The following is a 24,088-nucleotide window of genomic DNA, read 5'->3' on the forward strand; positions in this document are numbered from 1 at the left end:
ATTCGTTGTAGAAAAATATTTAAATTTCTTGCCTTTTCAAATCTGAACCCTATGCGACCCATCCATTACTACTGTATTCTCCAGGCTATTCTTTTCATCCTGAGTAGCCCAATTGCTGTTGCCCAGCAGGATGCCTTCTTAAAAGAACTTGCTGAACGCTGGGAAACCTCCAGGCAATATATGATTACGGTTGCCGAAGCTATGCCGGAAAAGGATTATACATTCAAGCCCACACCTGAAGAAATGAGTTTTGCCGAACAACTCATGCACATCGCCTGGGTTATTGACTGGCATGCGTTCAGTAAAGCCGATGGACAGGAATTTAAGCCCAGAATAGATGACTTTAAAACAGTGGGCCGGTCTAAAAAAGAAATGATCGGAATGATCAACCGGGAATTTGAACGGGCAGCTAAACTGCTTGCCACATTTGATCCGGCAAGGCTGGACGAAACAGGCACATACGCTAAATTCACCCGCACCAGGCGGCAGTTTTTTATGCTGATGGCCGATCATGTAACGCATCACCGGGCACAAATGCTGGTGTATCTGCGGCTCAAGGGAATTGTGTCACCCAGTTATATAGAGTTTCAGTAATTCAATTGCAGGTGAGTACGCCTGATATAATATGTCTGTCAGATAGTGTTTAATCAATTTTGTTATACCTCTAACAACAAACAACCAATAACGATTCACAGCCATTTACCCAGTTTTCTTAAACTTTCGGCATTATGTGCCGGGGCAAAAATATCAATATAGGGCATGGCAGCTTTCATTCCTGCTACGGATGGCTGATAGGCAGAAAAACCGGCCAGTGGATTCAGCCAGATCACTTTTTTTGATCTGGCATGAATATGCGATATGCTTTGTTCCAGCAGGTCAATATCTCCGGAATCCCAGCCATCGCTGAGAATGAGTACAGTGGTGCGTTTATTTAACAGCTTACCCGAATATTCCTGTACAAACTGATGCAGGCTTTCCCCAATCCGGGTGCCGCCATACCAATTGTGGTGCTGGGATTGCATCAACTGTAAGGCACTGGTGAAATCCTGTTTTTTCAACAGAGGAGAAATGTTGTGCAGGGAAGTGCTGAATACAAATGTTTCGGTGTGGGAATATACCTGACTGAAAGCAAACATAAATTGCAATAAAAAAGCTGAATATAGCTCCATCGATTTGCTCACATCACACAACAATATTAGTTTTTCGCGGTTGCGTTTGGGTTTTTTAAAAGCAATTTCCATCAATTCTCCGCCCAGCCGCATATTTTTCCGCAAGGTTCTCCGCAAATCAGGCTGGTCTATTTTCAGGGAATGTTCATAGCGTCTGTTTTGTTGAGCGGCCAGTCGTCTAGCTAAGGCCTTAATCACTCGCATGAGTTCGTCGAGTTCACTGGATGGGACTTTGGAGAAATCTGTCTGAGATAAGCTCTGGTGCCTGCTATACAAAGCTGCTTCTTCGGTTTCTTCGTTTTTGTTTCCATTCAGCCAGGATTTTAACGCCTTAAAGGAAGTTTCCTGTACGCCTGGTTTATGTACTGGTTTGGCCTGTGTTTGAACGCCAGATTCCAGGGCTTTTTCCAGTTCTTTCCAGTACTCTGTAAACAGATCATCGAATGCTTCCACTTGTTTGAGGCTACGGCACAATACCGATTTAAGCGCCTGCCTGAATAAATGATTACTGCTGTAATCTATGAAGGAAAGGCTTTGCAGGGCGGTAGCTTCTTCTTCTACACTCAGCGTAAAGCCATGTTGCCGCAAAAAACGGCAGAATTGTACGATATTCCTGGAAAGGGAAGTTTGCCTTTGTATCAAAGTGAATCGAGTTTGGAGTAGATTCCAGTTTTCTCCAGAAGTTCGCTCAGGCTCATCTGTACTTGCCGGGTATCCTGCCAGTCTTTCAAGATGACACCCAGCGTTTGTTCTACCGTTGATTTGTCCAGATGGGAAATGTGCAGGGTAGAAAGGGCCAGCGCCCAGTCGAGGGTTTCGGCAATACCTGGCGTTTTTTCGAGTTTCATCTGGCGGAGGTTTTGCATAAATCTGCAGATTTGTTCGCCTAGCTTCACATCAATATGTGGCACTTTTTTACTCACAATCATCCATTCTTTCTCAAAATCAGGATAACCAATGTGCAGGTATAAACATCGCCTGCGTAAGGCTTCGGATAGTTCTCTGGTCCGGTTGCTGGTGAGTATAACCTGAGGAATATGGGTCGCTTTAATGGTGCCGGTTTCCGGAATGGTGATCTGCCATTCGCTGAGTACTTCCAGTAAAAAGCTTTCAAATTCTTCATCCGAACGGTCAACTTCATCTATCAGCAACACTGGTTTTTTGTGGTGGGTAATGGCTTGCAACAGTGGCCGTTTCATCAGAAAAGCCTCACTGAAAATGGTTTTTTCCTTATCCTCTACCGATTGTTTTTCCTGCTCCAGCATCTTCAAATGCAATAACTGCCGCTGGTAGTTCCATTCATATAGCGCATGGGCTGCATCCAGTCCTTCGTAACATTGCAGGCGGATCAGGTCGGTTTCCAACACCCTGGCCATTACCTTTGCAATTTCTGTTTTTCCCACCCCGGCCGGACCTTCGATCAATAAAGGTTTGTTCAATTGCAGCGAAAGAAACACAGACATGGAGACAGAGGCATCGGTAATGTATCCTTGTTCAAGCAACAGGGAACTTATATTGGCTAAAGAGGTTGTCGGATGGTTCATTTGGTTTGGCAGCATGTAGGGTATTCAATAATGGTTGTTTGTGGGTTAAACTATTAAATTCTCTTAAATTGATTTTCTTCTTCTAGCTGTCTAATCACCATATTTAATTGTTTTATTTTATTTATATCCGATGATGTATCGTTATTTATCTGATGACCGCTAACCCTTATTTTCTTCTTTACATTTTTTAACATAACGCTTATTTCAAAAACAGAAAAATGTGCTGACGACTTCTTAAAGTCAATTTTGGTTGAAGAATAAGCTATTATCAACGAATCAAATTTTTTAATTTTCACAGGTACCTCAACAAAGTCGCTACAATCATCTATTCTTTTACAAAACAATTTTCCGTTTTTCTTCCAGATGATGTGATATACATAGGGTATACTTTCACAGAATAACTCCTTATTTTCAGTAGGTATATGAAATCTACCATTAAATAGCGCATACTTATGAATTATTATTGTATCAACTTGTTGCGTTTGTAAAAGAGATATCTGTTGATTTACTCTCATATCCCCATTATCTGTAGCCCACAAATCAATGGTTAGGAAGCTTATAAACAGAATTGCATAATAGACTTTCATTCATTTACATTTTAAAGGGAGGTATATCTGATTTTAATTCTAAGTTGATTAGCAGTCTACAAAACATCAAACCGGCAACAAAGCGAGTATGTTGCCGGTTTGAGGAAAAATTGATATACCTTTTAGTTTCCAAATATCAGGAAACCGCTTGTAAAGCTCTTCTCAGGTATACTTGCGCTAGATGTTTGCGGTAGTCCTCTGAGGCAAAATTATCGCTGAGAACATTTACGCCAAACACAGCCGCATTCACCGCATCATTAATCGTATCTTCATCCAGGTTTTTTCCGGAAACAGCCGTTTCTGCATTGGTATCCCGGAAAGCATAATCTGCTACTCCAGTAAAAGCGATGCTGGTTTGTTTAGTAGCCAAACGGAGCACAGCACATCCAACTACCGCAAACCTGGAAGCTGGATTTTCAAACTTCAGGTATACTGATTTTGCACCTGCCGCCGGAATGGGAATCCGGACGGCTGTAATAATTTCATTTTCCTGCAAAGCGGTAGAAAATAAGCCATTAAAGAAGTCAGTAGCATGTATGGTTCTATTTCCGCTCGTGCTGGCTACCTCGATACTGGCATCAGAAGCTAGTACCAAAGCAGGCCAGTCAGCGGATGGATCGGCGTGTGCCAGGCTTCCGCCAATAGTTCCCTTGTTTCGTACCTGTACGTCGCCAATCATACTGGCAGCTGCATTAAAAAAGGGAAGTTTTTCTTTTATCAGTTTACTTCGCTCAATATCCCCATGGGTAGTGGCTGCGTTGATAACAATTTCTCCGTTTTCTTCCCTGATTCCTTTGAGGGCAGGAATATTAGCTATATCTACCAGCAGAGCAGGCTGATTTAACCGCAATTTCATGGCTGGAATCAAGCTATGACCTCCGGCTAATACTTTGCTATTGCCTGAAGATAATGCGGTCAAGGCATCGTCCAGGGTTTTTGCTTTTTTATATTCGAATTCAACAGGTATCATGTGTTGGAATTTAAAAGTTGTGGTTAATTTTAGATGTCAATGGTCAAAGTTCATTAGTGATTCTTTAGCAATACCTTCTTTCTACCTCCCAATGACGATTGACCAATTGATTAATTTACCGTAGTCTGCATCGCCCGCCATACTCTTTCTGATTTCAGCGGCATGCGGATGTCTTTCACTTTATGGCCGCCACTCCAGAGGGCATCAATTACGGCATTTACCACAGCTGGCGTAGAACCAATGGCCCCTGCTTCCCCTGCACCTTTTACACCCAGGGGATTATGCGGACAGGGTGTTACCTGAGTGGCTGTTTCAAACATAGGCAGATCATCGGCCCTTGGCATACAATAATCCATATAGGAAGCATTGGTTAGCTGGCCATTGTTGTCGTATTCGGCTCCTTCATACAAAGCTTGTCCCACGCCTTGCGCTACACCGCCATGAATTTGCCCTTCTACAATCATCGGATTAATCACATTGCCCACATCATCTACGGCGATAAAACGCTTGAGCGTTACTTTTCCAGTTTCCTTATCCACTTCCACTACGGCAATATGGCAGCCAAACGGATAGGTAAAATTAGTTGGGTCGTAGAAACTGCTGAAATCCAGGCCGGGCTCGAGGTCTTTGGGGTAAATATGCGGAACATAGGCGGTTAAGGCAATATCGCCAAAGCTGAGTGATTTGTCCGTACCTTTAACGGTGAATTTTCCATTGGCAAATTCCATATCATCGGCATTGGCTTCGAGTTTGTGGGCAGCGATTTTCTTGCCTTTTTCTACAATTTTATCAATACTTTTTACTATAGCTGAACCACCCACGGCCAGACTTCTGGAACCATAAGTACCCATACCAAATGCCACGCTTTCCGTATCTCCGTGAATGATTTCCACATCTTCCATAGGTATACCCAGTTTGTCTGCTACTACCTGGGCAAACGTAGTTTCATGGCCTTGTCCATGGGAATGGGCTCCGGTAAATACACTCACTTTGCCAGTAGGTTGTACCCGTACCTGGCCTACCTCATACAAACCGGCTCTGGCTCCCAGTGAACCTACTACAGCCGAAGGGGCAATACCACAGGCTTCGATATAGGTAGAAAAGCCAACGCCGAGCAGTTTCCCATTCTTGGCAGCTTCTTTTTGCTGTTTGCGGAAATCTTTATAGCCCAGCATGGCTAGTCCTTTTTCTAATACGCCATGATAATTGCCACTGTCATATTGCAGGGCTACCTGGGTTTGGTAACCGGGTTGTGTTACGCCATCAAATGGAGGAATGAAATTCTTGAGCCGGAGTTCTGCCGGGTCTATATTCATTTCGAGGGCAGCCAAATCCATTAAGCGTTCGAGCAGATAGGTAGCTTCCGGTCTTCCAGCGCCCCTATACGCATCGACTGGGGTGGTATGCGTGAATACAGCTGTGACATCTACATTAATTTTAGGAGTCGTGTACAAACCCTGAAGTAAAGTGCCATGCAGATAGGTAGGAACGCAGGTAGAGAAGGTAGAAAGATAAGCGCCCATATTGGCATAGGTATTCACCCGTAAAGCCAGGATGTTGCCGTCTTTATCAAATCCCATTTCAGCTTTGGTAATATGATCCCGTCCGTGCGCATCGGTTAAGAAACTTTCGGTGCGTTCGGCTGTCCATTTCACAGGCCGCTTGAGTTTTTTAGAAGCCCAGGTTAATAAGGCTTCTTCCGTATAGTGGAATATTTTGCTGCCGAATCCCCCGCCTACATCAGGCCCTACTACTTTTACCTTGTGTTCCGGTATGCCAAGCACAAATGCACACATCAATAAGCGGATCAAATGAGGATTCTGGGTACTGGTATAGAGCGTATAGCGTTCACTGGTAGAATCATACTGGGCGTTATAACTGCGGGGCTCGATGGCATTGGGCACCAGGCGCTGGTTTACAAATTCCAGGCTGGTAATATGGGCAGCCTTAGACATGGCTTCGTCTACTTCTGCTTTCGGATTGCCCAGTTCCCAGTCGTAACAGATGTTATCCGGAGCAATATCATGAACGGAAGGCATTCCTGGTTTTACGGCTTCGGCCGCATTCACTACAGCAGGCAATTCTTCATAGTCCACCATCACCATTTGCGCCGCATCTTTTGCCTTTTCCTGGGTTTCAGCAATAACTACGGCTACTGCATCTCCTACATGCCGGGCTTTATCTGCTACAAGCAGAGGATGCTTGGGTTCTTTCATGGGAGTGCCATTCTTGAAATTGACAAGCCAGCCGCAGGGTACGCCATTTATGTCAGCCACATCAGCTCCGGTATATATAGCCAATACGCCCGGCATCGCTTTAGCAGCTTCAATATCTACAGATAGTATTCTGGCATGGGCATAGGGACTCCGGACAAAAGAAGCATAGGTCTGCAAGGGCAGTATAATGTCGTCGGTATATTTGCCTCTGCCGGTTATAAAGCGTTTGTCTTCCACCCGTTTTACGGATTTTCCGATGATTCCATTGGTCGTGCTCATAGGGTTACCTCCTCTTTCTTTACTTTATTAGCTGCATATTGTACCGCTTTTACAATATTATGATATCCTGTACACCGGCAAATGTGTCCTTTCAGACAATCGCGGATCTCTTCTTCTGACGCATTGGGGGAATGCTGAATGTAGTTTGCCATGGTCATGATAATACCTGGTGTGCAGAAACCGCATTGCAGGCCATGCATTTCTTTAAATCCTTCCTGTAGTGGATGTAGTTCTTCTTTGGCCAGGCCTTCAATGGTAGTAACTTCACAACCATCTGCCTGCACAGCAAACATGGTACAGCTTTTAACTGGCTGATTGTCCACATGAACTGTACAAGCGCCGCAAATGCTGGTATCGCAGCCTACGTGTGTTCCGGTAAGCCGCAATACATCGCGCAGGTAACTGACCAGAAGTAAGCGGGGTTCTACCTCATGGGTATGTTCCACGCCATTCACCTTCATATGAATTTTCATAAGTAAAGAGTTTAGAGTTATGACTATGTAGAATAATATAGAGTAGAGTCTTTAGTCTCTGGTAATTTTCATTCGAAAGACTAAAGACTGCTTAAGATGCTTCCAGTTCTTTTTCCAGATTGGTAAAAAACTGTTTGGTTAATGTATTCGCAACGCCACCTATCACCCGTTGGCCCATTCCGGCCAGTAATCCGGAGAGTTGGGCATCGCCATCAAAGGAAACTTCAGTTTGGGTACTACTCACAGGAATAAGGTCTACTTTGATAGCAGCATTGGTATTGCCGATCTTACTGTTTTGCTGAACTTTCAGGGTGAAGTTCTTTTGTTCTGTGATCTCTTCTAATTGCAGATTACCCGAAAATGAACCATTAACAGGTCCCATTTTAATCTGCAGCGTAGAAACAAATGAATTCTCTCCGGTCCGTTCCAATGTAGTTACTCCGGGAATCACTCTGGCTAAAGTGTTCGTATCCATTAGTTTCTCCCAAACTTTAGAAGGACTCGCATTTAAGACTTGTTTGCCGGTAAGTTGCATATGAGTATAATGTCAGTGGTGAGTACCGTTCGTGTAGAATTCATTTATACTTGATCGCACCATTATTACTGGGCGCAGATTGTGTACCTCAGAAATATATAAAAAAATGTTGTTATAATGCCAGGAAGAATGCATTATTTATTTATGAATTTTCCTGCTGATGGCTTCTCAGTTGTCTTACACAAGCTTTGGAATAGTTATAGATTAGTTGTCTGAAAAAAAGAAATAGATCATAAGAATACCTGATTTTGGTCATGTTTTTGTGAAGGAGGGAGAGGTAATTTTGTGTGTTCGTAATAAATTAAGCATGACCAGTTTGTTCAAAGCAGTAAGTTTATCCTACAAAAATGCTCCGATTAAAGTACGGGAATGTGTGTCTCTTAATGAAACGGAGTGCAAACAGCTACTAAATTATCTTAAATCAAATCTCCGGCTGGCAGAGGTACTCGTGCTTTCTACCTGTAACCGGACCGAAGTATATTACCAGGCACCACAAGACTATTCGCAGCAGATTATTGAAGGTATTGGATTGGTGAAAAAACTCAATAACCTGGATGAAATTGTTTCCTTTTTTGATGTAATTGATTCTCAGGTAGAAGCGATCCGGCATTTATTTTATGTTTCAGTGGGACTGGAATCTCAGGTAATCGGAGATCTGCAGATTGTAAACCAAGTAAAAAGAGCCTATCAATACACAACTGATATGGGAATGGCTGGCCCATTTTTGCATAAATTGATGCAGAGTGTTTTTTCGACCAGTAAGCGGGTAGTACAGGAAACCGGTTTCAGGGATGGAGCCGCTTCTGTTTCGTATGCAACTGTAGAATTGGTACGCGAACTGACTGCAGGACTTATTCATCCGCAAGTACTGATTATTGGACTGGGCGAAATTGGCGCAGATGTTTGTAAGAATTTATGCAAGGCCGGTATTGGGAACATCCTGGTTGCTAACCGGACCTTAGAAAAATCACAGGCAATGGCTGCCGAGTATCCGGTAGAAGTAATTGAGTGGGCGCAAATTTCTGATCATGTCGCAAAGGCTGATGTGGTAATTTCTGCGGTTCCTGGCATGCAGCCTTTCCTGAGAAAATCGTTTATCGAAAAACTGAGCATTCCAGACTATAAGTATTTTATTGACTTATCAATGCCCAGAAGCATAGAAAATAGCATTGAAACCATTCCTGGGGTACTGTTATTTAATATTGATGCCATTAAAAGTAAAGCTTCACAGGCACTCGAAAAACGCAAAGCCGCTATTCCGCAAGTAAAAGAACTGATTGCAGACGCTACACAGACTTTTTCTGAATGGGTACAGGAAACGGCTATTTCGCCGGTAATACATGGGTTGAAGGAAAGCCTTGAGCAGATCCGCCAGGGTGAAATTAACCGCTTTATGAAAAATATGACAGAGGAGGAGAATAAAAAGGTAGAACAGATCACTAAAAGTATTATTCAGAAAATACTTAAGTCTCCGGTAGTAGAACTAAAAGCCGCTTGCAAACGGGATGATGCCGAACAACTATCCGAAGCATTACGGGCTTTGTTCAAACTGGAAGATTCACAGATTTGAGCCTTTCTTACTTTATTCTTTAATTTATATCAGAAAAGTCTTCACCTAAAATCCAATCTGATTGATTTTTATAACCATCAGAATGGGACCTTTTAAATACTTTTGGACCAAATCTGTACTGTAGATAAAGAATTATGTATTCCTCATCTAATTCTATTCTGTATTCAATGTCATCAGCTTCTACTCGATATTCAGTTTGTGATTCTAGCAACACCTCAATACAAGATGGCTCAATGCATAGATTCTTTTGATTATCAGTGCGATTATAGAATTCTATTCCAATTACCTTTTTTCGTCGAATGGTTGTCCAAAGTTTTGCATAACTTATTCACTTTATTCTTTTGTATGTTGTAGTCTTTTGTATTGAAAATATCTAACCAACAACTAACAACAAGCAACTAATAACTACATTACACCAGCTTCCACTTCTTGCGGTATTCCCTGGATATATAGCTATCCGCCTCTTTATCATCCACAAACCGTTCATTTTCGCTATCCCAGTTCAGTTTTCTGCCCAGGCGGTAAGAAATTAAACCCAAGTGCATAGGAAGTGTCATTTCACGGGCATACGCCAGATGAGATTCCGGCTGGGTACGGGATTTTACCGCATCTACAAAGTTCTGCTGGTGTCCGGGAGAACGGGGGATGGTTTTGGTAATGGCTGGAACGTCGGATATGCCATTGAGCGAAATTTCACGGGTGCCATAATCGCAGAGCAGGGTTCCTTTATCGCCTTCAAAGTAAGCACCGATGCCCCGTTTGGCGGCTCCGGGTACATCCGGAGGCTGAGAGGTCCAGTAGAGATTGAGCCCGTCAAATGCATACTCAATATCAAGCCAGTTGGGAACATCTGCAATACCTGGGGCTTTTTCTCCTTTGGAACTTACACTTTTTAATCCTTTGGGTCCGATAGACCAGTAGACAATATCAGCAATGTGGCACCAGAAATCGGCAAAAACACCTCCGGAATAATCCAGAAAATAGCGGTAGGTAAAGTGGCAGCGTTGCGGTATATAGTCTACATACGGAGCTGGACCTAACCACATATCCCAGTCTAAGGTTTTTGGGGGCCTTTGTACCTTGGCCGGACCCAGATCTGGCGGATTACCTGTTTTCCACAAGCGCACCGTATGCACATTTCCAATCACACCGGACTGAATGAGCTCAACAACCCGGTGGTAATTATCACTGGCATGAATCTGATTCCCCATCTGGAATACCCGGTTGTATTGCTTCAGGTTTTTCAGCATTTCCTGACCTTCCTTTATATCATACGACAGCGGTTTTTCGCCATACACATCTTTTCCGGCCTGAAACGCCATAATGGCAATCTGTGCATGCCAATGGTCGGGCGTAGCACAGGTAATGGCATCTATATCTTTATTTTCCAGTACCTTGCGGAAATCTTTATATGTTTTGGCTTTGGTATCAGGATGAATGCCTTGCAATGTTTTTAGAGCGGTACCCAGATGATCCTGGTCCAGATCGCATAAACCCACAATCTCAACGTCGGGCAAGGCAGCAAACCACTTGAGATGCTGGGTGCCCATCCCGCCTAAGCCAATATGTGCTACCCTTAATTTGTCGCTGGGAGCAACTTTTCGTAACAATCCGGGAAAAAATGCCAAGCCTAAGGCTCCAGTACTACTTTGTTTGAGGAATTCTCTCCGGTTTATTGATTTATTCATAACCCATATAAGTTTGGCTGAAAAATTAGCATTTTCTAATCTATTTGCAAGATTTTCCTCAGATAGTATAGAAAGAATTGTTCTGCATCAGCAAATGATAGCTTCCATGCCTGATATTCTACCCATATAAAACTATTTTATATTCAGACCCTTGAGGGTGGAATCGTTTTGTAGGTATTCTTTTGTTTACAAAATGATTCAAGTAAAAAATATTCTTGATAGATAGGTTATTAAGAATTGATATTCAGATTAATAGATAAAATAGGGATGTGAATAATCAATGATCCTATTTATAGTGAATTGATTTTTACCAGTAAGTATTTGGGCAGAAAGTTAGTGAGCCTGCAAAACGAAAGTAGTGAGTATGCAGGAAACAAGGATGAAAGAAAGTTTGCTTTTTAAGCATAAAAACCTGATTTGGGAAATTATGCAGACTTTCTTACATACTTTCTGGAAAGCATCCACTATGTAATGGGGTTCTGATTTCTCAAAACCTCCGGTATTACTTAATTTAGGTATAAACCTTTGCTCTAAACAAAACCAGTATTATATGAATATGTTTCTACGCTTATTATTTATGGGTGTTTTCGTTTTCCTTATGCTGCCTGTACTGGCGCAGGACGAACAGGTTTCTGTGGAAGAAACCCCAAAAGAAGTGGCTGCTACCACAAAAAAAGAGGGAAAGAAAACCAAGAGTGAGGTGAAGGCTTATGTTTCGCCTTATTACAGCTATGATGACGATGGTGATAGTGTTCCCAATGGCCGCGATAAATGCCCGAACACCCCAAAAGGAGAAAAAGTAACGCCTTTCGGTTGTCCGATTGATACCGATTTTGATGGTATGTATGATTATGAGGATAAATGTATCACCGTGCCAGGACCCAAAGAGAACTTTGGTTGCCCATGGGGTGATAAAGACAATGATGGTGTAAAAGATAATATCGACAAATGTCCTGATACGCCTGGTGTACTCCGTTTTGCCGGTTGTCCGGTTCCCCCCAAAAAAGATACCGATGGCGATGGAGTGTACGATGACGAGGATATTTGTTTAACCGTTCCTGGTATTATTGCCAACCGGGGTTGTCCGGAAATCAAGGCCGAAGAAAAAGCAGCGTTGAAAAAAGCCTTTGATAACCTGCTGTTTGAAACCGGTAAAGATGTGATTAAAACTTCTTCTTATAGCTCTCTTAATGATCTGGCTAAAGTGCTGGTAAATAATCCGCAGGCAAATCTGCACCTGGAAGGCCATACGGATAATGTGGGTGAAGATGATGCCAACCTGACCTTATCTCAGAACCGCTCTGAATCGGTAAAACGCTATCTGGTAAGCAAAGGCGTAACTGAAGAAAGAATTACTACGGATGGTTTTGGAGAATCCAAACCAGTGGCTGATAATGATTCTGATAAAGGAAGAAGCTTGAACCGAAGGGTGGTGATGGTAATCCGATATGAATAATTTGAAATAAATAAACAAGGTGGTATAAATAACTGAATAGAGAGCCGGATGAAAATCTGGCTTTTTTTATTGAAAATTTTTGCGGGTGATTAAACCTTTCTACAGTTTCTATATCCAAGACATAAAAACAAATATTTATGAAGAAGATAATGGTTATTATATTTCTGATGATAGGTTCATTGGGAATATCTTTTGCACAAACCGCTCAAACGACTCCCCGAGAAAAGAAAACACCTGAAGAAAGAGCTCAGTTAACGACTGACCGCATGGTGAAAGGATTAGCACTCAACGAAGCGCAGGCTGCTAAACTGAAAGAAGTGAATCTGCAACAGGCCAAAAAAATGGAGGCTTTGAAAGAGGAGCATGCACAGGAAAGGCAAGAACTTCGGAAAGAGGCTACTAACATTCATGCGTCTGTTGAACAGGAATACAAAGCGATCTTAACACCTGAGCAATACCAGAAATACCAGCAGAACAGGGAAAAGCAGGTAGAAAAAAGAAAAGGCAAGATTCATGAACGCAGGCCCAGAAGATAGTTTCGAGTGGTAACGTCATTTACAAAGCAGAAAAGGTCCATGTACATGGACCTTTTCTGCTTTGTAAAAAAAGGCTGTTTATAGAAAAATCCTCATAGAAGCTGAAAAATATGACCAATTTGCCTATTTACTAATTTATTAGTGCCAGGTTTTATTGGCAGTTGAACTGAATCTTTGATATTTAGAGTCGGATAAGGGAAATAGAGGCCGAAGTTGATGGTAGAGAAGCATATTAAAGCATCAGCAGCTACAGCGTCATTATAATTTGAAATTGCCCATCTCTTTACGCAGTTTTTCCACTTTTTTCTTATACGATTCAATCTCCTTTTCCTTATCATTGTTCATAGAAGCCACCTTCTCCTGAATTTTCCGCAGAATATCAATGGTTTGCAGGTTTTCCTTTTCAGCCATCTTATACTGGTTGATGTTTCTGGAAAGTACTGAAACACCGATTACCTGGTTTTTGTCATTCCGGATCGGATTCAAAGAGATATCAAAATACACATCTCCATCTTTGGTGGCTACCTGGTCAACAATACTGAATTTTTCTCCGGAAATGGCTTTGTCAAAATTAACTTTCCAGTAAGCGGTGCTGGTTTCCGGGATAATAGAGAAAATGTTATAGCCTAATTCTAAAGAAAGTCCCTGGTTGGCATAACGGGTTTGTACGGCTTTATTGAGTACAACAATCTTATAATTGGTATCGATCGCATAAATGTCATCCTCGGTATTATCTAATAAGGCACGTAGCCTGGCTTCTTTATCCTGAATGTACTCTTTTTGCTGTACGAGCGCTTCTTGGGTCACTTTTAGTTCTTCCAGATTCTGTCGAAGCTCTTCTTCCTGCATCCGGAGTTCTTCGGCATCTTTACTGATACGTTCATACAAGCGTTTCTTTTCAATACCATCCGTTACCCGGTCAGTAATATCGTAGGCAAACTTAATAATCTTATATGGTCTGCCCTGGGAGTTTAATACCGGATTATAGGTTGCTTTCATCCAGATAAAGTTAGCATGTTTGGTCATGCGTTTAAACTCTCCGGTATAAAACTGACCTTCCTGCAAACATTCCCACAGTTCCCGGTTAGCAGGCAACTGGAGTTCATCCTCAGGAATAAATTCCTGGTAGCTTTTTCCTATAATTTCTTCTTTCGTGTACTGGGTAAGCTTTAGGAAATTATCATTGGCATCAATAATATTTCCTTCCAAGTCGAATTCGAGAATATTATTAGATTTATTAATGGCATTGATCTGGCTGGAAAGCTGGGCTTCTTTGGATTCCAGTTGATCCCGTACCTGCATCAGTTCCTGTAAATTATCCCGCAATACTTCCTGCTGGGCGAGAAGTTCTTCCTCTTTTTCCGCTGCGTCCTGCAACATTTGCTGCCTCTCCATTTCCTGCACATTCCGCTGGGTAATATCCTTAATAAATACAGAAACCCCTATTACATCCTCCATATCTGTTTTAACCGGGTTGAACGACAACTCATGGTAAAGTATTAGATCATCCAGCGTATCTTCCCAGATAAAAGTGAAATTTTCACCTGCTAATGCCCGGTTTAATAAAGCTGACCATTGTTTTTTCTTGTCTGAAGATAGTCCCTTTAAAAAATTGTCTCCTTCTTTTAGTGGCCCATACCGGAGCTCGTATAACTTTTGCATTTCCTGGTTTAACACAGTTACGGTATAGTGTGTATCCAGAGAAAAAATGGCATCAGAGGTATTGTTAATCAAGGCACGCAATCTGGCTTCTTTGAGGCGGAGAGTTAACTGGGTTTTTTCCAGTTCTTCCTGTGTCGACATGAGTTCTTCCAGATTCTGGCGAAGTTCTTCCTGCTGGGCCTGCAGTTCTTCGGCAGTTTCCTGAGCTGCTATAAACAACGTTTCTTTTTCCTTTTCTTCCAGAACCCGCAAGGTAACATCACGGATGAATAAACAAACACCGGTAACACTATCTTTGCCATCTAAAATCGGATTAAAGGCGATTTCCAGAATACGATCTTTCTTCAGAAAACTAGGTATATTTTCCAATACAAAGCGTTCACCATTAAATGCCCGCTCTAAATTCGGTTTCCAGCCAGATTCCACTGCAGAATTAAATAGCTGCCTTATATCCATGCCAGTATCAATACTGATATTGAGGCCGGCACAGTATTCTTTTAGGGCCGTATTCAGAGTAATTATTTTGTAGTGGGTATCAAAAGAAATAATTTGATCTTTGGTATTATTAATAACAGCGCTTAGGTTGGCTTCTTCAAGCTTAAGCTTCTCCTGGCTTTGCTGCAGCGTTGTTAGATTATCCAGCAGAATAGTTTCCTGGGCAGTCATTTTTTGGGCATTTTCATCTGCTTTTTCGAGCAATTGCCGGATCTGGTTTTCCCTGATTTTTTGCTCACTTACATCCTGAATGAGCAAGGCGGCACCCATAATTTGTCCTTCTTCATCCTTAATAGTATTATAGGAAGTATCCGTATAAATCCCTGTTTCCGGATCAGCTGAATGCTGAACTAGCGCTTCATCGGTCAGGGCTTTTTCCAGAAAGGGTTTCCAGTCAACTACCTTGCTTCTCAGCAAGGTTTCTATATTAGAGCCCGCTTCCAGGTGAATACCCATAGAACCAAAGTGCTCCTTTACTGTATTGTTGATAACCGTGATATTAAACTCATTATCAATGGCTAGAATACCTGCATTGGTGTTGTTAATTACACCTTTCAGTCTGGCTTCCCGTTCACGAACCCTATGACGGCTTTGTACAATTTCCTCATAAGAAGCCTCCAGCTTGGATACATAATTTTTTAATTCCTGACGGTTGCCCAGCAAATCCAGTTTAAAGCGCCGGATCAGTAAAAAAGTGAGTGCGCCACCCATGAGCAGAATGATCAGAAAACTTAGTTTAAATTGCCATACTTCCGAGTCTATGGCTTGCTGGCTGTTTGTCTGACTTTGTATACTAATATCAAATAATTCCTGTAGCTGGGAGTGAATCTCTCTGAGCTGGGGATTAATTTCTGCCCTTATTTTTTTCTGTAAAGCGGCATTTGATCTGAAAAGCACACTATCTGTATCATTGTTGTCAGTTTGTGCCTCATTCGTCTGCTGATGCAGAAAAATGGCTTCATCCAGTAATTTGTTATAATGATAGATGCTTAACTTTAGCGAAGTAAGTACAAGGGCTGCCTGGGAAGAATGAATTTCGTTCACAGGCTTCAGCAGAGAATCCAGTGGCCCCTCTATTTCCTGCCGGCGTATTTGCTGCCAGGCAGAATCACTGATAGCCTGTTGACCTGCAATATATCCTAACTGATTTGCTACGTAAGATGTCCCTTGTTTTAGGCGAAAAGTATAGGTTTGTACCGGACCATGAGCGGAAGTATGTAATTTTTGTGAATGCCTGATCTCATCAAGTTTGATAACAAACATTACATACAATGCCAGAGAAAAGCACACTATACAAATGAAAACAAAATATAATCTGGTGAAGATGGAAGAAATCTTCAACTGAATGTTTTGAAGTACACGTGTTGCTAACGTAATCATTGGGCAGCAGAGTAGTATTTATTAGCCAATATGCCTGATAATTTTTTTGGGGGTTTGTCGATTATATACTGACAGATGCCGGTATACACCTGAATATGCTGTATCTTGCAAGAAAATGAAATTGCTTTCCCTGAAAAATGTAAAATAGCGCAAAAAGATACTTCTTGTTTATTTTTAATTTAACAGGGAAGCATCTCCAGAAAAAGCAGGTTGTTCACATGCAGCAGCTGCAAACTGCTTGCACCCAGATGTAAGATGAAGCTCAAACATTTTAATATTAATTTTGGAAGCCAGATTTTTAAAGCTTTCAGCGAAGAACCCAGAATCCGGATTATCCACCTGTTGTATAAAAATCAGGAAATGTGTATTTCTGACCTGGAACATATTCTGGATTTTACACAAGCCAAAACATCCCGGCATCTGGTGTACCTGAAGAATGCTGGATTGGTTAGCTATAAAAAAGCCGACCAGTGGGTATACTACTATCTGAAAGAAGAAGTAGCTGATATTGTGCAGCAGATTTTTCAATACCTGGGAAAAGACCCTATCTTACTCAACGACCAGGAAGTATATCGTATTCTGTATTCTAACCGTGAACTGGCTATTTGCAAAAGGCAAAAAAGCCGTTGGCCATTGAAATTGAGTGAATAGAGAAATCACAGAATTACAGAAGGTCTGAATGAGTGTATGAAACTCATTAATTTCCTAACCATTTAGCACCTTAGCAATACAACCATTTAACCATTTCGAAAATTAACAGTTTAACTATCTATGAAATACAAAAAACATGTGTTTATCTGCACCAATACAAAAGAAGCCGGCAAAAAATGTTGTGGAGAAGAAAGAGGAATGGCATTAGTGCAGGCTTTTAAAGACGAAATTCGTAACCGGGGTTTACAAACTCAGATGCGTGCTCAGAAGACAGGTTGCCTGGATGCCTGTAATTTCGGTCCTGCCCTGGTCGTTTATCCGGAAGGAACCTATTATGGGAATGTGCAATTATCAGATGTAACCGAGATTGTGGAAAAGCACCTGCTTAGCAACGAACCTGTGAAACGCCTGGTTTTGCCGTATTAGTTGAGCTAGTTTATGAACTCCAATTAAAACAAACTAAGCCCATAAGTGTTTGTTTATAGAGAGCTTATCCAGGATTACTCTATTTCTGTAAAGGCTACACCTGATGATTAACTACTTAAGTATGCCAGCTTACCAGCACATTTTTTTCGATCTGGACCACACGTTATGGGATTTTGAAAGATGTTCCTGCGAAACCCTCGAAGAATTATTTGAAACTTACCGCCTCTCAGACTTAGCGGCGATCACTTCAGCTAAATTTGTAGAGACATTCCGTACTATTAACCGCAACCTGTGGACATTGTACAGCAATGGACAAATATCCCAGCAGGAACTAAGGAAAACCCGGTTTATACGTATTCTAAATGAACTCAGCATAGACGATATCTCTGTTGCCCAACGGCTGGCCGATGAGTATATTTACTTATGTCCGCTGAAACCACATTTATTGCCTTATGCCAGGGAAGTGCTGGAGTACCTCAAGGATAAATATGTGATGCATATCATTACCAATGGTTTTGCTGATATTCAATTTGTAAAAATGCAGAGCGCCAGCATAACCGGGTTTTTTAAAGAAATTATCACGTCAGAAAAGGCTGGCTGCCAGAAACCCAACCGCAAGATTTTTGATTATGCCCTGCAACAAACCAAGGCACAGCCCAAACAAAGCATCATGATCGGAGACAGCCTGGATTCAGATATCCAGGGGGCCATTAATGCAGAAATAGATCATGTGTTCTTCAATTATGAGCAGGTCACTCACCAGGCTACACCTACCTACGAGATCAAATGCCTGAGCGAACTTAAGCAGCTTCTGTAATACAGGAAGGCTTGTCATTCTTTCTGTTTTGAAATAGGCAATTTATCAGTAGTTTAGCTTTAAGCCATTAGCTTCAAGGCTGATGCATATCTTTGCTACTCACTACACTACTCATGGACAGGAGAAATTTTTTAAAAGCTACAGGTGCGCTTACCACAACTGCTATGCTTAGTCAGAATAACCAGACGTATGCCCAGCCTAAATTACGCACTGGCGAACACGTACTGATTCTGGGAGCCGGGCTTTCTGGCTTATCGGCGGCATACCTGCTGCACAAACAAAATATTCCGTTTACTATTCTGGAAGCCAGAAACCGCATCGGCGGCAGGGTATTTACCCATACAGCAGATGAGGCTGAAAATCTGCATGTGGAGCTGGGTGCCGAATGGGTAGGCGCTTCTCACGAACGGATACAAGCCTTGTGTAAAGAATTGAATCTGAACTTGCTCAATCATCAGTTTGAAACACACCTGACTCTGGAAGGGCAATATTTTAAGCCAAAGCAGTGGAATTACGAGCAAAACTGGACTTCCAAATACCAGACTTTACTCACCAATTTCAAGCAGCTTACTTCTAAAAACAGCAAAGTACTCGACCAGATTGACTGGTGGCGCTACCTGAATAACCAGGGAATTTCTGAAAAAGACATCGAGTTGAAAGAATTGTTCGACAGCACCGATTTTGGCGAAAGCATCCGAAATGTTTCTGCGTATGCCAGCTTATCAGAATATGCCTATTCCAGTCCTAACAACGAAATGGACTTTCGCATCGAAAGAGGCAATACCAGACTAGTAGAAGCAATGGCAGAAAAAATCGGCATGACACATATTATGCTCAGTAAAAAAGCAACGCATGTAAAACAGGAAGGCAAACAAGTGCAGGTATTATGTGAAGATGGATCGCAATATAATGGGCACAGGCTAATTTGTACCCTGCCGGTATTTGCCCTATCTAAAATAAACTGGCAGCCAGGTTTACCTGCCGATAAAACAGATGCCCTGAACCAGTTACAATATTGCCGCATCATTAAATCAGCGGTAGTATTCAAGGAGAGGTTCTGGCAGGAAGAAGCTTTTGATATGGTTACGGATACAACCGCACATTATTTTTTTCATTCTTCTAAAAATCTGAAAAGTGTAAAAGGTACCCTTACTTCGTATGCCATCGGAGAAAAAGCGCACGTATTGTCGAAAATGAACCAGGAACAGAAGATCCGGGAAATTTGCCAGGGTTTGAAACCTGCTTTTGGAGATGTATTGCCCTATGCAGAAAAAGTAGTAAGTTATTACTGGGGCGGCGATGCATTCAGTAAGGGGGCTTATGCTATTTATGATACACACCAGTGGTTTGGCATCCGGGAAAACCTTGCAAAACCATTCAGAAATATATCCTTTGCCGGAGAACACCTGGCCGACTGGCAGGGTTTTATGGAAGGAGCCATCCAAACCGGAGAAGATGCCGCTAAAGGCTTGCTTACATAGTAGGTAATGTAACAAGTTTCATTTCGGGAGGATTTTTTTCTGTATAAAAGCATCAGCCGTTTCTATAACTTTTTCCACTTTTTCGGCTAATGATTCTTCAGCGAGGGGTAGGGTATATACTTTTTCTGTATCTCGTTTATCCAGTCCGAAGAGGTAGGCTTTGTCGTAATAAGCGAGCGAAAGGTCGGCAACGGTAGCATAATCCCTGGCATGTAAGGCTTCCATGGCTAAATTGAAATGTAAACCGCCCATTCTTTTTTTGATACGCTCCAAGGCTTGTTCCAGTAAGTGATGATCAAAGCCGGTGTAATCTTGTACCAGCCGTTCAATGCGGATGAGTTTGGGCACATCTATAAAAATAACTGGTGCTTGCCTGATCCGGTTGTAAATAGCCGCAGGCAACCTTACGGTACCTATGGTAATACTCTCATCTTCCACCCATATTCTTCGTCTTAGGTCCAGTTTATGCAAAGCCGCATGTAAATTATTTTCAAATTGCTCAGTAGTGGGTTGCGGCAGTTCACCAATAGCCCCAAAAGAAGAACCTTTGTGGTGAGCTAATCCTTCCAGGTCAATTACCTGTTCACCGGCTCTGGCAAGTTCCTGTAGGAGTTCAGTTTTTCCGCTTCCGGTTTTTCCGCCCAGTACAATAAAAGGGAAAGGTTGTTCAAATAAATGTAATACTTCCTGCCGGTAGGCCTTATAACCTTTTTGCAGGGTATCTACTTTGAATCCGGTAGTACCCAACAGCCATGCAAAACTTCCGCTACGCATACCACCCCGCCAGCAGTGCACCAATGCTTCACCAGCAGGAGCTAGTTTTTTAGCACTTTTTACAAAACCAGACATTTTTGGACCTACAATATCCAGTCCCAGCAGAATAGCTGCTTCTTTGCTTACCTGTTTGTATTTGGTGCCGACTTTTGCCCGTTCCTCATTATCGAAGAGTGGAATGTTGTATGCGCCAGGAATATGTCCGTGTGCAAATTCTCCAGGCGAACGTACATCAATTACAGGCAGAGCTTGTGCCTTTTCCAAAAAATCGTTTACTACAAGCGAAGACATAGCGATAATTATAAATTACGAATGACTAATTATGGATTACATTCATTTAAAAGATAATCTGGAACCAGGATTTTCAGGATTAATGGATTAGCAGAATTAGGGTTATTAAAGTCCTGTAAATCCTCTAATTTGTGTAATCCAGGTTCCATACTATTATTGATTCAGTTCTTTCAGATATAACTGAATGGTATTTTCCAGACCCAGATACAGAGCATCACAAATTAAAGCATGCCCAATAGATACTTCGAGCAAGCCCGGAATATTCTGCTGCAAATACCTCAGGTTATCTAAATCCAGGTCGTGCCCGGCATTTATACCAAGTCCTGCATCATTGGCAACTTTTGCCGCCCGTACATACGGTGCAATGGCCAGCTGACGGTTATTTAGATACAGTCTGGCATAACTTTCTGTATACAATTCAATACGGTCGGTACCCGTATTTGCTGCGCCTTCCACCATTTTCTCTACCGGATCAACAAAAATGGAAGTGCGGATGCCCAAACTTTTGAGTTCATATATAATTCCCTCAAGCAATGATTGATTATCGATCGTATCCCATCCGGCATTAGAAGTGATCGCATCTGGTTTATCGGGTACCAGAGTCGCCTGCGTAGGTTTTACCCGTTTAACCAGCTCCATATATCGTTTATCCGGATACCCTTCTATATTAAATTCAGTCGTAACCAGATTTTGTAGATCCAGCACATCCTGGTAGCGGATATGGCGCTCATCGGGCGGGGATGTACTGTAATTCCCTGGGCTCCAAAACGTTCACAATCCTGGGCTACTTTCAGTACATCCGGGTTATTATGTCCGCGAGAATTCCGCAGGGTAGCAATTTTATTGATATTTACGCTAAGTTTAGTCATTCACTTTAATTTTATACTAATTTTGAGGCAGATTAATTACGAATTACGAATTACGAATTACGAATTACGAATTACGAATTACGAATTACGAATTACGAATTACGAATTACGAATTACATTCTTTTAAAAGTTTATTCTCAAACCTGGATTTTTAAAATTTAGAGATAAACAGGATTCTATATCATGACACAAATAAAATCCTGAGAATCTTATAATCCCATAAATCCAGGTTCCAGAAACAAATTTATCATTCAACACTTAAAAACCTATGGCTTTAAAACAACAAATTGAAGGCGACATTAAAAATGCCATGCTTGCTAAAGACAAAGATGCCTTACGGGCTTTACGGGCAATCAAATCACTGATCTTACTGGAGGAAACAAAAGAAGGAGCGGGCGGTGAACTTACCCAGGATGCTGAAATGAAATTACTCACCAAAGCAGCCAAACAAAGAAGGGAATCGGCAGACATTTATAAAACTCAGAACCGGGAAGATCTGGCCAGTGCTGAATTGCAGGAACTGGAAATTATTGAGCGATACCTGCCCAAACAATTGTCAGTAGCCGATATACAGGCAAAATTACGCGATATTATTAGCAGGGTAGGTGCCAAAGGACCGGCAGACATGGGCAAAGTAATGGGTGTAGCAACCAAAGAACTGGCTGGCCAGGCAGATGGAAAAGTAGTATCGGCTCAGGTAAAAGAATTGTTGAGTTCGCTGTGAGTATTAGCTGAAGGTCATTTGTAGCTGGTCATAGGTTTACCCTATGTAAATAAATAGATTAACCTATACATGACCTGTTACAAATGACCTTTAATTTATCCTACGAACCTTGTACTTATGAAGACAATTGATATACTAATTCTGCTTCCGCTGCTGCTGGGTGCGTATAACGGCTATAAACGGGGCTTACTGCTTGAAATTATTGCGGTATTTGCCTTTATTCTGGCAGTTGTGCTTGGTTTTAAATTGATGGATGTTAGCTTAGACTGGCTATCTCCCTATTTTGGAGGCAATGGGAGTACCAATCGTTTTTTGCCGTATTTTGCTTTTGCTATTATATTTTTCCCGATTATTTTCATGGTAAATAAGCTGGGAAGTCTGCTCCGTAAAACGCTGCAATATACGCTGATCGGTAGTTTTGATAGCATGGCAGGAGCTATAGTGGGTATATTTACCTGGGCTTTTGGGATCAGCGTTTTTTTATGGCTGATTCATGCGGTGGGTGTGATTATTCCATCTGATGCCACTACCGAAACTTATATTTATCCGGTAATCCGTCCTATTGCGCCAACCATCATCAGCAAAGCTTCTTTCCTGTTCCCCATGGGCGAAGATCTGATTGAATCGGTGAAAGAAACCTTTCAGAAAATAAATGATTAATCAAAAGCCGGATTGTGGCTAATAAATGTAGCTTATTCTGAGCCAGGTTTATATAGATCTGGTTCATCATAAAGCATAATACATCAAATCCGTAGCTAATGTGCTATCGTATGTGAGATATTCACAATATTTCTGAAATTCTAAAATCATGAAAACAGAAACCTTACCGGTGCGCGTCATTTTCAGGCCAATACGGTTTGTACTCGCTGGTATCGTTCTTTTGCTTCTTTGGATACTGACTGATATTTATATTCCCATACAGAACAACATCCGGAATTTTGAGGCAACAGAAGTGGCCAGGCTGGACACTGAGATGTGGCGTTCCTATTACGACCGGAAACCAGTCGTATTGTTCAACCAGTTAGCAGAGCTCATGCGGAAGCAGTTTCATGCCCCCTTTTTTAGATCGTACCTTATGGCCTACCAGGCAGCCAAAGCTGCTTTTGTTTTTAAAGACGGAGAAAATCGCTCTGACTATGAAAAAGCCTTACCTTATTTGGTTGATTTCTATGGAAACATTGAACTAATGAGCAACGAATCATTTAACGTAACTGCTGCCGCCAGGCATGAACTGGAATGGTGGATAATACACCGGCAACGGGCTAATAACCAGCCTGGTGACCTGGAAACGGCTCTTGCCCAGACAGCAGAATCGATTTATAATCAACCTGCTTCTCAATTTATGGCGCATGCCAGACTCCGGGCACAAGCTATGCACATCAGGGATATCAAAGCCGTAAACGGAGGCGTAACCGAATCAGACTGGCAGGAAATTAGCCGTTTGTTAATGCAATCCTGGGATTCGTTTGAAAAGGTGGTTAAAAGGTAGGTTGCT

General features: G+C 41.9%; 21 protein-coding genes and 1 pseudogene. 11 read left to right on the top strand and 11 right to left on the bottom strand.

Annotation, left to right across the window (positions count from 1 at the left end; translation table 11 throughout):
- The first annotated feature begins 51 nt into the window (after positions 1-51).
- On the top strand, positions 52-594 hold the full coding sequence (locus tag GXP67_RS28940) for a DinB family protein (RefSeq protein ID WP_162446364.1): 543 nt from the start codon (positions 52-54) through the stop codon (positions 592-594).
- Between the two features lie 95 nt (positions 595-689).
- On the opposite strand, the gene GXP67_RS28945 is transcribed toward GXP67_RS28940, so the two are convergent.
- The 7 genes from GXP67_RS28945 to GXP67_RS28975 form a co-directional block, all read right to left on the bottom strand.
- Complete coding sequence (locus GXP67_RS28945; RefSeq protein ID WP_162446365.1) at positions 690-1,811, bottom strand: vWA domain-containing protein; 1,122 nt, start codon at positions 1,809-1,811, stop codon at positions 690-692.
- Complete coding sequence (locus GXP67_RS28950) at positions 1,808-2,713, bottom strand: AAA family ATPase (RefSeq protein ID WP_162446366.1); 906 nt, start codon at positions 2,711-2,713, stop codon at positions 1,808-1,810. The genes GXP67_RS28945 and GXP67_RS28950 overlap by 4 nt, the downstream gene beginning before the upstream one ends.
- 53 nt (positions 2,714-2,766) lie before the next feature.
- Complete coding sequence (locus tag GXP67_RS28955) at positions 2,767-3,300, bottom strand: hypothetical protein (RefSeq protein ID WP_162446367.1); 534 nt, start codon at positions 3,298-3,300, stop codon at positions 2,767-2,769.
- A 136-nt stretch (positions 3,301-3,436) separates the two neighbouring features.
- Entirely contained in the window at positions 3,437-4,270 is an 834-nt protein-coding gene (locus tag GXP67_RS28960) for an FAD binding domain-containing protein (RefSeq protein ID WP_162446368.1), read from the bottom strand.
- 110 nt (positions 4,271-4,380) lie between these two features.
- On the bottom strand, positions 4,381-6,765 hold the full coding sequence (locus GXP67_RS28965; protein ID WP_162446369.1) for a xanthine dehydrogenase family protein molybdopterin-binding subunit: 2,385 nt from the start codon (positions 6,763-6,765) through the stop codon (positions 4,381-4,383).
- Positions 6,762-7,238 (bottom strand): (2Fe-2S)-binding protein, encoded by a 477-nt coding sequence (locus GXP67_RS28970; RefSeq protein WP_162446370.1) that lies wholly within the window; start codon positions 7,236-7,238, stop codon positions 6,762-6,764. The genes GXP67_RS28965 and GXP67_RS28970 overlap by 4 nt, the downstream gene beginning before the upstream one ends.
- Positions 7,239-7,329: 91 nt before the next feature.
- Positions 7,330-7,773, bottom strand: coding sequence for an SRPBCC family protein (locus tag GXP67_RS28975; protein ID WP_162446371.1), 444 nt, complete (start codon positions 7,771-7,773; stop codon positions 7,330-7,332).
- A 307-nt stretch (positions 7,774-8,080) separates the two neighbouring features.
- Here GXP67_RS28975 and hemA point away from each other — a divergent pair, with 307 nt between their 5' ends.
- The gene (hemA, locus tag GXP67_RS28980) at positions 8,081-9,343 is read left to right on the top strand and encodes a glutamyl-tRNA reductase (RefSeq protein WP_162446372.1); all 1,263 of its coding nucleotides are present in this window, start codon (positions 8,081-8,083) and stop codon (positions 9,341-9,343) included.
- A 410-nt stretch (positions 9,344-9,753) separates the two neighbouring features.
- On the opposite strand, the gene GXP67_RS28985 is transcribed toward hemA, so the two are convergent.
- Complete coding sequence (locus tag GXP67_RS28985) at positions 9,754-11,031, bottom strand: Gfo/Idh/MocA family protein (protein ID WP_162446373.1); 1,278 nt, start codon at positions 11,029-11,031, stop codon at positions 9,754-9,756.
- A gap of 550 nt (positions 11,032-11,581) precedes the next feature.
- Here GXP67_RS28985 and GXP67_RS28990 point away from each other — a divergent pair.
- On the top strand, positions 11,582-12,487 hold the full coding sequence (locus GXP67_RS28990; protein ID WP_232064647.1) for an OmpA family protein: 906 nt from the start codon (positions 11,582-11,584) through the stop codon (positions 12,485-12,487).
- Positions 12,488-12,624: 137 nt separating this feature from the next.
- Positions 12,625-13,023: a DUF4890 domain-containing protein gene (locus GXP67_RS28995; protein ID WP_162446374.1), complete on the top strand. Its 399-nt coding sequence runs from the start codon at positions 12,625-12,627 to the stop codon at positions 13,021-13,023.
- Positions 13,024-13,281: 258 nt separating this feature from the next.
- Here the strand turns inward: GXP67_RS28995 and GXP67_RS29000 are convergent, their stop codons facing one another.
- Positions 13,282-16,560: a PAS domain S-box protein gene (locus tag GXP67_RS29000; protein ID WP_162446375.1), complete on the bottom strand. Its 3,279-nt coding sequence runs from the start codon at positions 16,558-16,560 to the stop codon at positions 13,282-13,284.
- 255 nt (positions 16,561-16,815) lie between these two features.
- Here GXP67_RS29000 and GXP67_RS29005 point away from each other — a divergent pair, with 255 nt between their 5' ends.
- The 4 genes from GXP67_RS29005 (at position 16,816) to GXP67_RS29020 (ending at position 19,935) form a co-directional block, all read left to right on the top strand.
- Positions 16,816-17,211 (top strand): ArsR/SmtB family transcription factor, encoded by a 396-nt coding sequence (locus GXP67_RS29005; protein ID WP_162446376.1) that lies wholly within the window; start codon positions 16,816-16,818, stop codon positions 17,209-17,211.
- Between the two features lie 120 nt (positions 17,212-17,331).
- Entirely contained in the window at positions 17,332-17,637 is a 306-nt protein-coding gene (locus tag GXP67_RS29010; protein ID WP_162446377.1) for a (2Fe-2S) ferredoxin domain-containing protein, read from the top strand.
- 103 nt (positions 17,638-17,740) lie between these two features.
- On the top strand, positions 17,741-18,454 hold the full coding sequence (locus tag GXP67_RS29015) for a YjjG family noncanonical pyrimidine nucleotidase (protein ID WP_162446378.1): 714 nt from the start codon (positions 17,741-17,743) through the stop codon (positions 18,452-18,454).
- 113 nt (positions 18,455-18,567) lie between these two features.
- Positions 18,568-19,935: an FAD-dependent oxidoreductase gene (locus tag GXP67_RS29020; RefSeq protein ID WP_162446379.1), complete on the top strand. Its 1,368-nt coding sequence runs from the start codon at positions 18,568-18,570 to the stop codon at positions 19,933-19,935.
- Between the two features lie 18 nt (positions 19,936-19,953).
- Here GXP67_RS29020 and mnmH read toward each other — a convergent pair whose 3' ends face one another.
- Both mnmH and GXP67_RS29030 read right to left on the bottom strand, forming a co-directional pair.
- On the bottom strand, positions 19,954-21,000 hold the full coding sequence (mnmH, locus tag GXP67_RS29025) for a tRNA 2-selenouridine(34) synthase MnmH (RefSeq protein ID WP_162446380.1): 1,047 nt from the start codon (positions 20,998-21,000) through the stop codon (positions 19,954-19,956).
- A gap of 153 nt (positions 21,001-21,153) precedes the next feature.
- Positions 21,154-21,869: pseudogene (locus GXP67_RS29030) on the bottom strand (pyridoxine 5'-phosphate synthase).
- A gap of 268 nt (positions 21,870-22,137) precedes the next feature.
- Here GXP67_RS29030 and GXP67_RS29035 point away from each other — a divergent pair.
- The 3 genes from GXP67_RS29035 to GXP67_RS29045 all read left to right on the top strand — a co-directional run bounded on the left by GXP67_RS29035 (position 22,138) and on the right by GXP67_RS29045 (position 24,082).
- Positions 22,138-22,593, top strand: coding sequence for a GatB/YqeY domain-containing protein (locus GXP67_RS29035; protein ID WP_162446381.1), 456 nt, complete (start codon positions 22,138-22,140; stop codon positions 22,591-22,593).
- A 117-nt stretch (positions 22,594-22,710) separates the two neighbouring features.
- Complete coding sequence (locus GXP67_RS29040; RefSeq protein WP_162446382.1) at positions 22,711-23,253, top strand: CvpA family protein; 543 nt, start codon at positions 22,711-22,713, stop codon at positions 23,251-23,253.
- A gap of 148 nt (positions 23,254-23,401) precedes the next feature.
- The gene (locus GXP67_RS29045; RefSeq protein ID WP_162446383.1) at positions 23,402-24,082 is read left to right on the top strand and encodes a hypothetical protein; all 681 of its coding nucleotides are present in this window, start codon (positions 23,402-23,404) and stop codon (positions 24,080-24,082) included.
- Positions 24,083-24,088 lie beyond the last annotated feature (6 nt).

This window comes from Rhodocytophaga rosea (genome assembly GCF_010119975.1).
Lineage (GTDB): Bacteria > Bacteroidota > Bacteroidia > Cytophagales > 172606-1 > Rhodocytophaga > Rhodocytophaga rosea.

What these genes read in the sequence shown, in the direction of transcription:
- GXP67_RS29040 (WP_162446382.1), top strand. Translation starts at nt 22,711, where the DNA reads ATGAAGACAATTGATATACTAATTCTGCTTCCGCTGCTGCTGGGTGCG.
- GXP67_RS28970 (WP_162446370.1), bottom strand. Translation starts at nt 7,238, where the DNA reads ATGAAAATTCATATGAAGGTGAATGGCGTGGAACATACCCATGAGGTA.
- GXP67_RS28965 (WP_162446369.1), bottom strand. Translation starts at nt 6,765, where the DNA reads ATGAGCACGACCAATGGAATCATCGGAAAATCCGTAAAACGGGTGGAA.
- GXP67_RS28950 (WP_162446366.1), bottom strand. Translation starts at nt 2,713, where the DNA reads ATGAACCATCCGACAACCTCTTTAGCCAATATAAGTTCCCTGTTGCTT.
- GXP67_RS28955 (WP_162446367.1), bottom strand. Translation starts at nt 3,300, where the DNA reads ATGAAAGTCTATTATGCAATTCTGTTTATAAGCTTCCTAACCATTGAT.
- GXP67_RS29020 (WP_162446379.1), top strand. Translation starts at nt 18,568, where the DNA reads ATGGACAGGAGAAATTTTTTAAAAGCTACAGGTGCGCTTACCACAACT.
- GXP67_RS28995 (WP_162446374.1), top strand. Translation starts at nt 12,625, where the DNA reads ATGAAGAAGATAATGGTTATTATATTTCTGATGATAGGTTCATTGGGA.
- GXP67_RS28940 (WP_162446364.1), top strand. Translation starts at nt 52, where the DNA reads ATGCGACCCATCCATTACTACTGTATTCTCCAGGCTATTCTTTTCATC.
- GXP67_RS29015 (WP_162446378.1), top strand. Translation starts at nt 17,741, where the DNA reads ATGATTAACTACTTAAGTATGCCAGCTTACCAGCACATTTTTTTCGAT.
- GXP67_RS29045 (WP_162446383.1), top strand. Translation starts at nt 23,402, where the DNA reads ATGAAAACAGAAACCTTACCGGTGCGCGTCATTTTCAGGCCAATACGG.
- GXP67_RS29035 (WP_162446381.1), top strand. Translation starts at nt 22,138, where the DNA reads ATGGCTTTAAAACAACAAATTGAAGGCGACATTAAAAATGCCATGCTT.
- GXP67_RS28975 (WP_162446371.1), bottom strand. Translation starts at nt 7,773, where the DNA reads ATGCAACTTACCGGCAAACAAGTCTTAAATGCGAGTCCTTCTAAAGTT.
- GXP67_RS29010 (WP_162446377.1), top strand. Translation starts at nt 17,332, where the DNA reads ATGAAATACAAAAAACATGTGTTTATCTGCACCAATACAAAAGAAGCC.
- GXP67_RS29000 (WP_162446375.1), bottom strand. Translation starts at nt 16,560, where the DNA reads ATGATTACGTTAGCAACACGTGTACTTCAAAACATTCAGTTGAAGATT.
- GXP67_RS28990 (WP_232064647.1), top strand. Translation starts at nt 11,582, where the DNA reads ATGAATATGTTTCTACGCTTATTATTTATGGGTGTTTTCGTTTTCCTT.
- GXP67_RS28960 (WP_162446368.1), bottom strand. Translation starts at nt 4,270, where the DNA reads ATGATACCTGTTGAATTCGAATATAAAAAAGCAAAAACCCTGGACGAT.
- GXP67_RS29005 (WP_162446376.1), top strand. Translation starts at nt 16,816, where the DNA reads ATGAAGCTCAAACATTTTAATATTAATTTTGGAAGCCAGATTTTTAAA.
- GXP67_RS28985 (WP_162446373.1), bottom strand. Translation starts at nt 11,031, where the DNA reads ATGAATAAATCAATAAACCGGAGAGAATTCCTCAAACAAAGTAGTACT.
- mnmH (WP_162446380.1), bottom strand. Translation starts at nt 21,000, where the DNA reads ATGTCTTCGCTTGTAGTAAACGATTTTTTGGAAAAGGCACAAGCTCTG.
- hemA (WP_162446372.1), top strand. Translation starts at nt 8,081, where the DNA reads ATGACCAGTTTGTTCAAAGCAGTAAGTTTATCCTACAAAAATGCTCCG.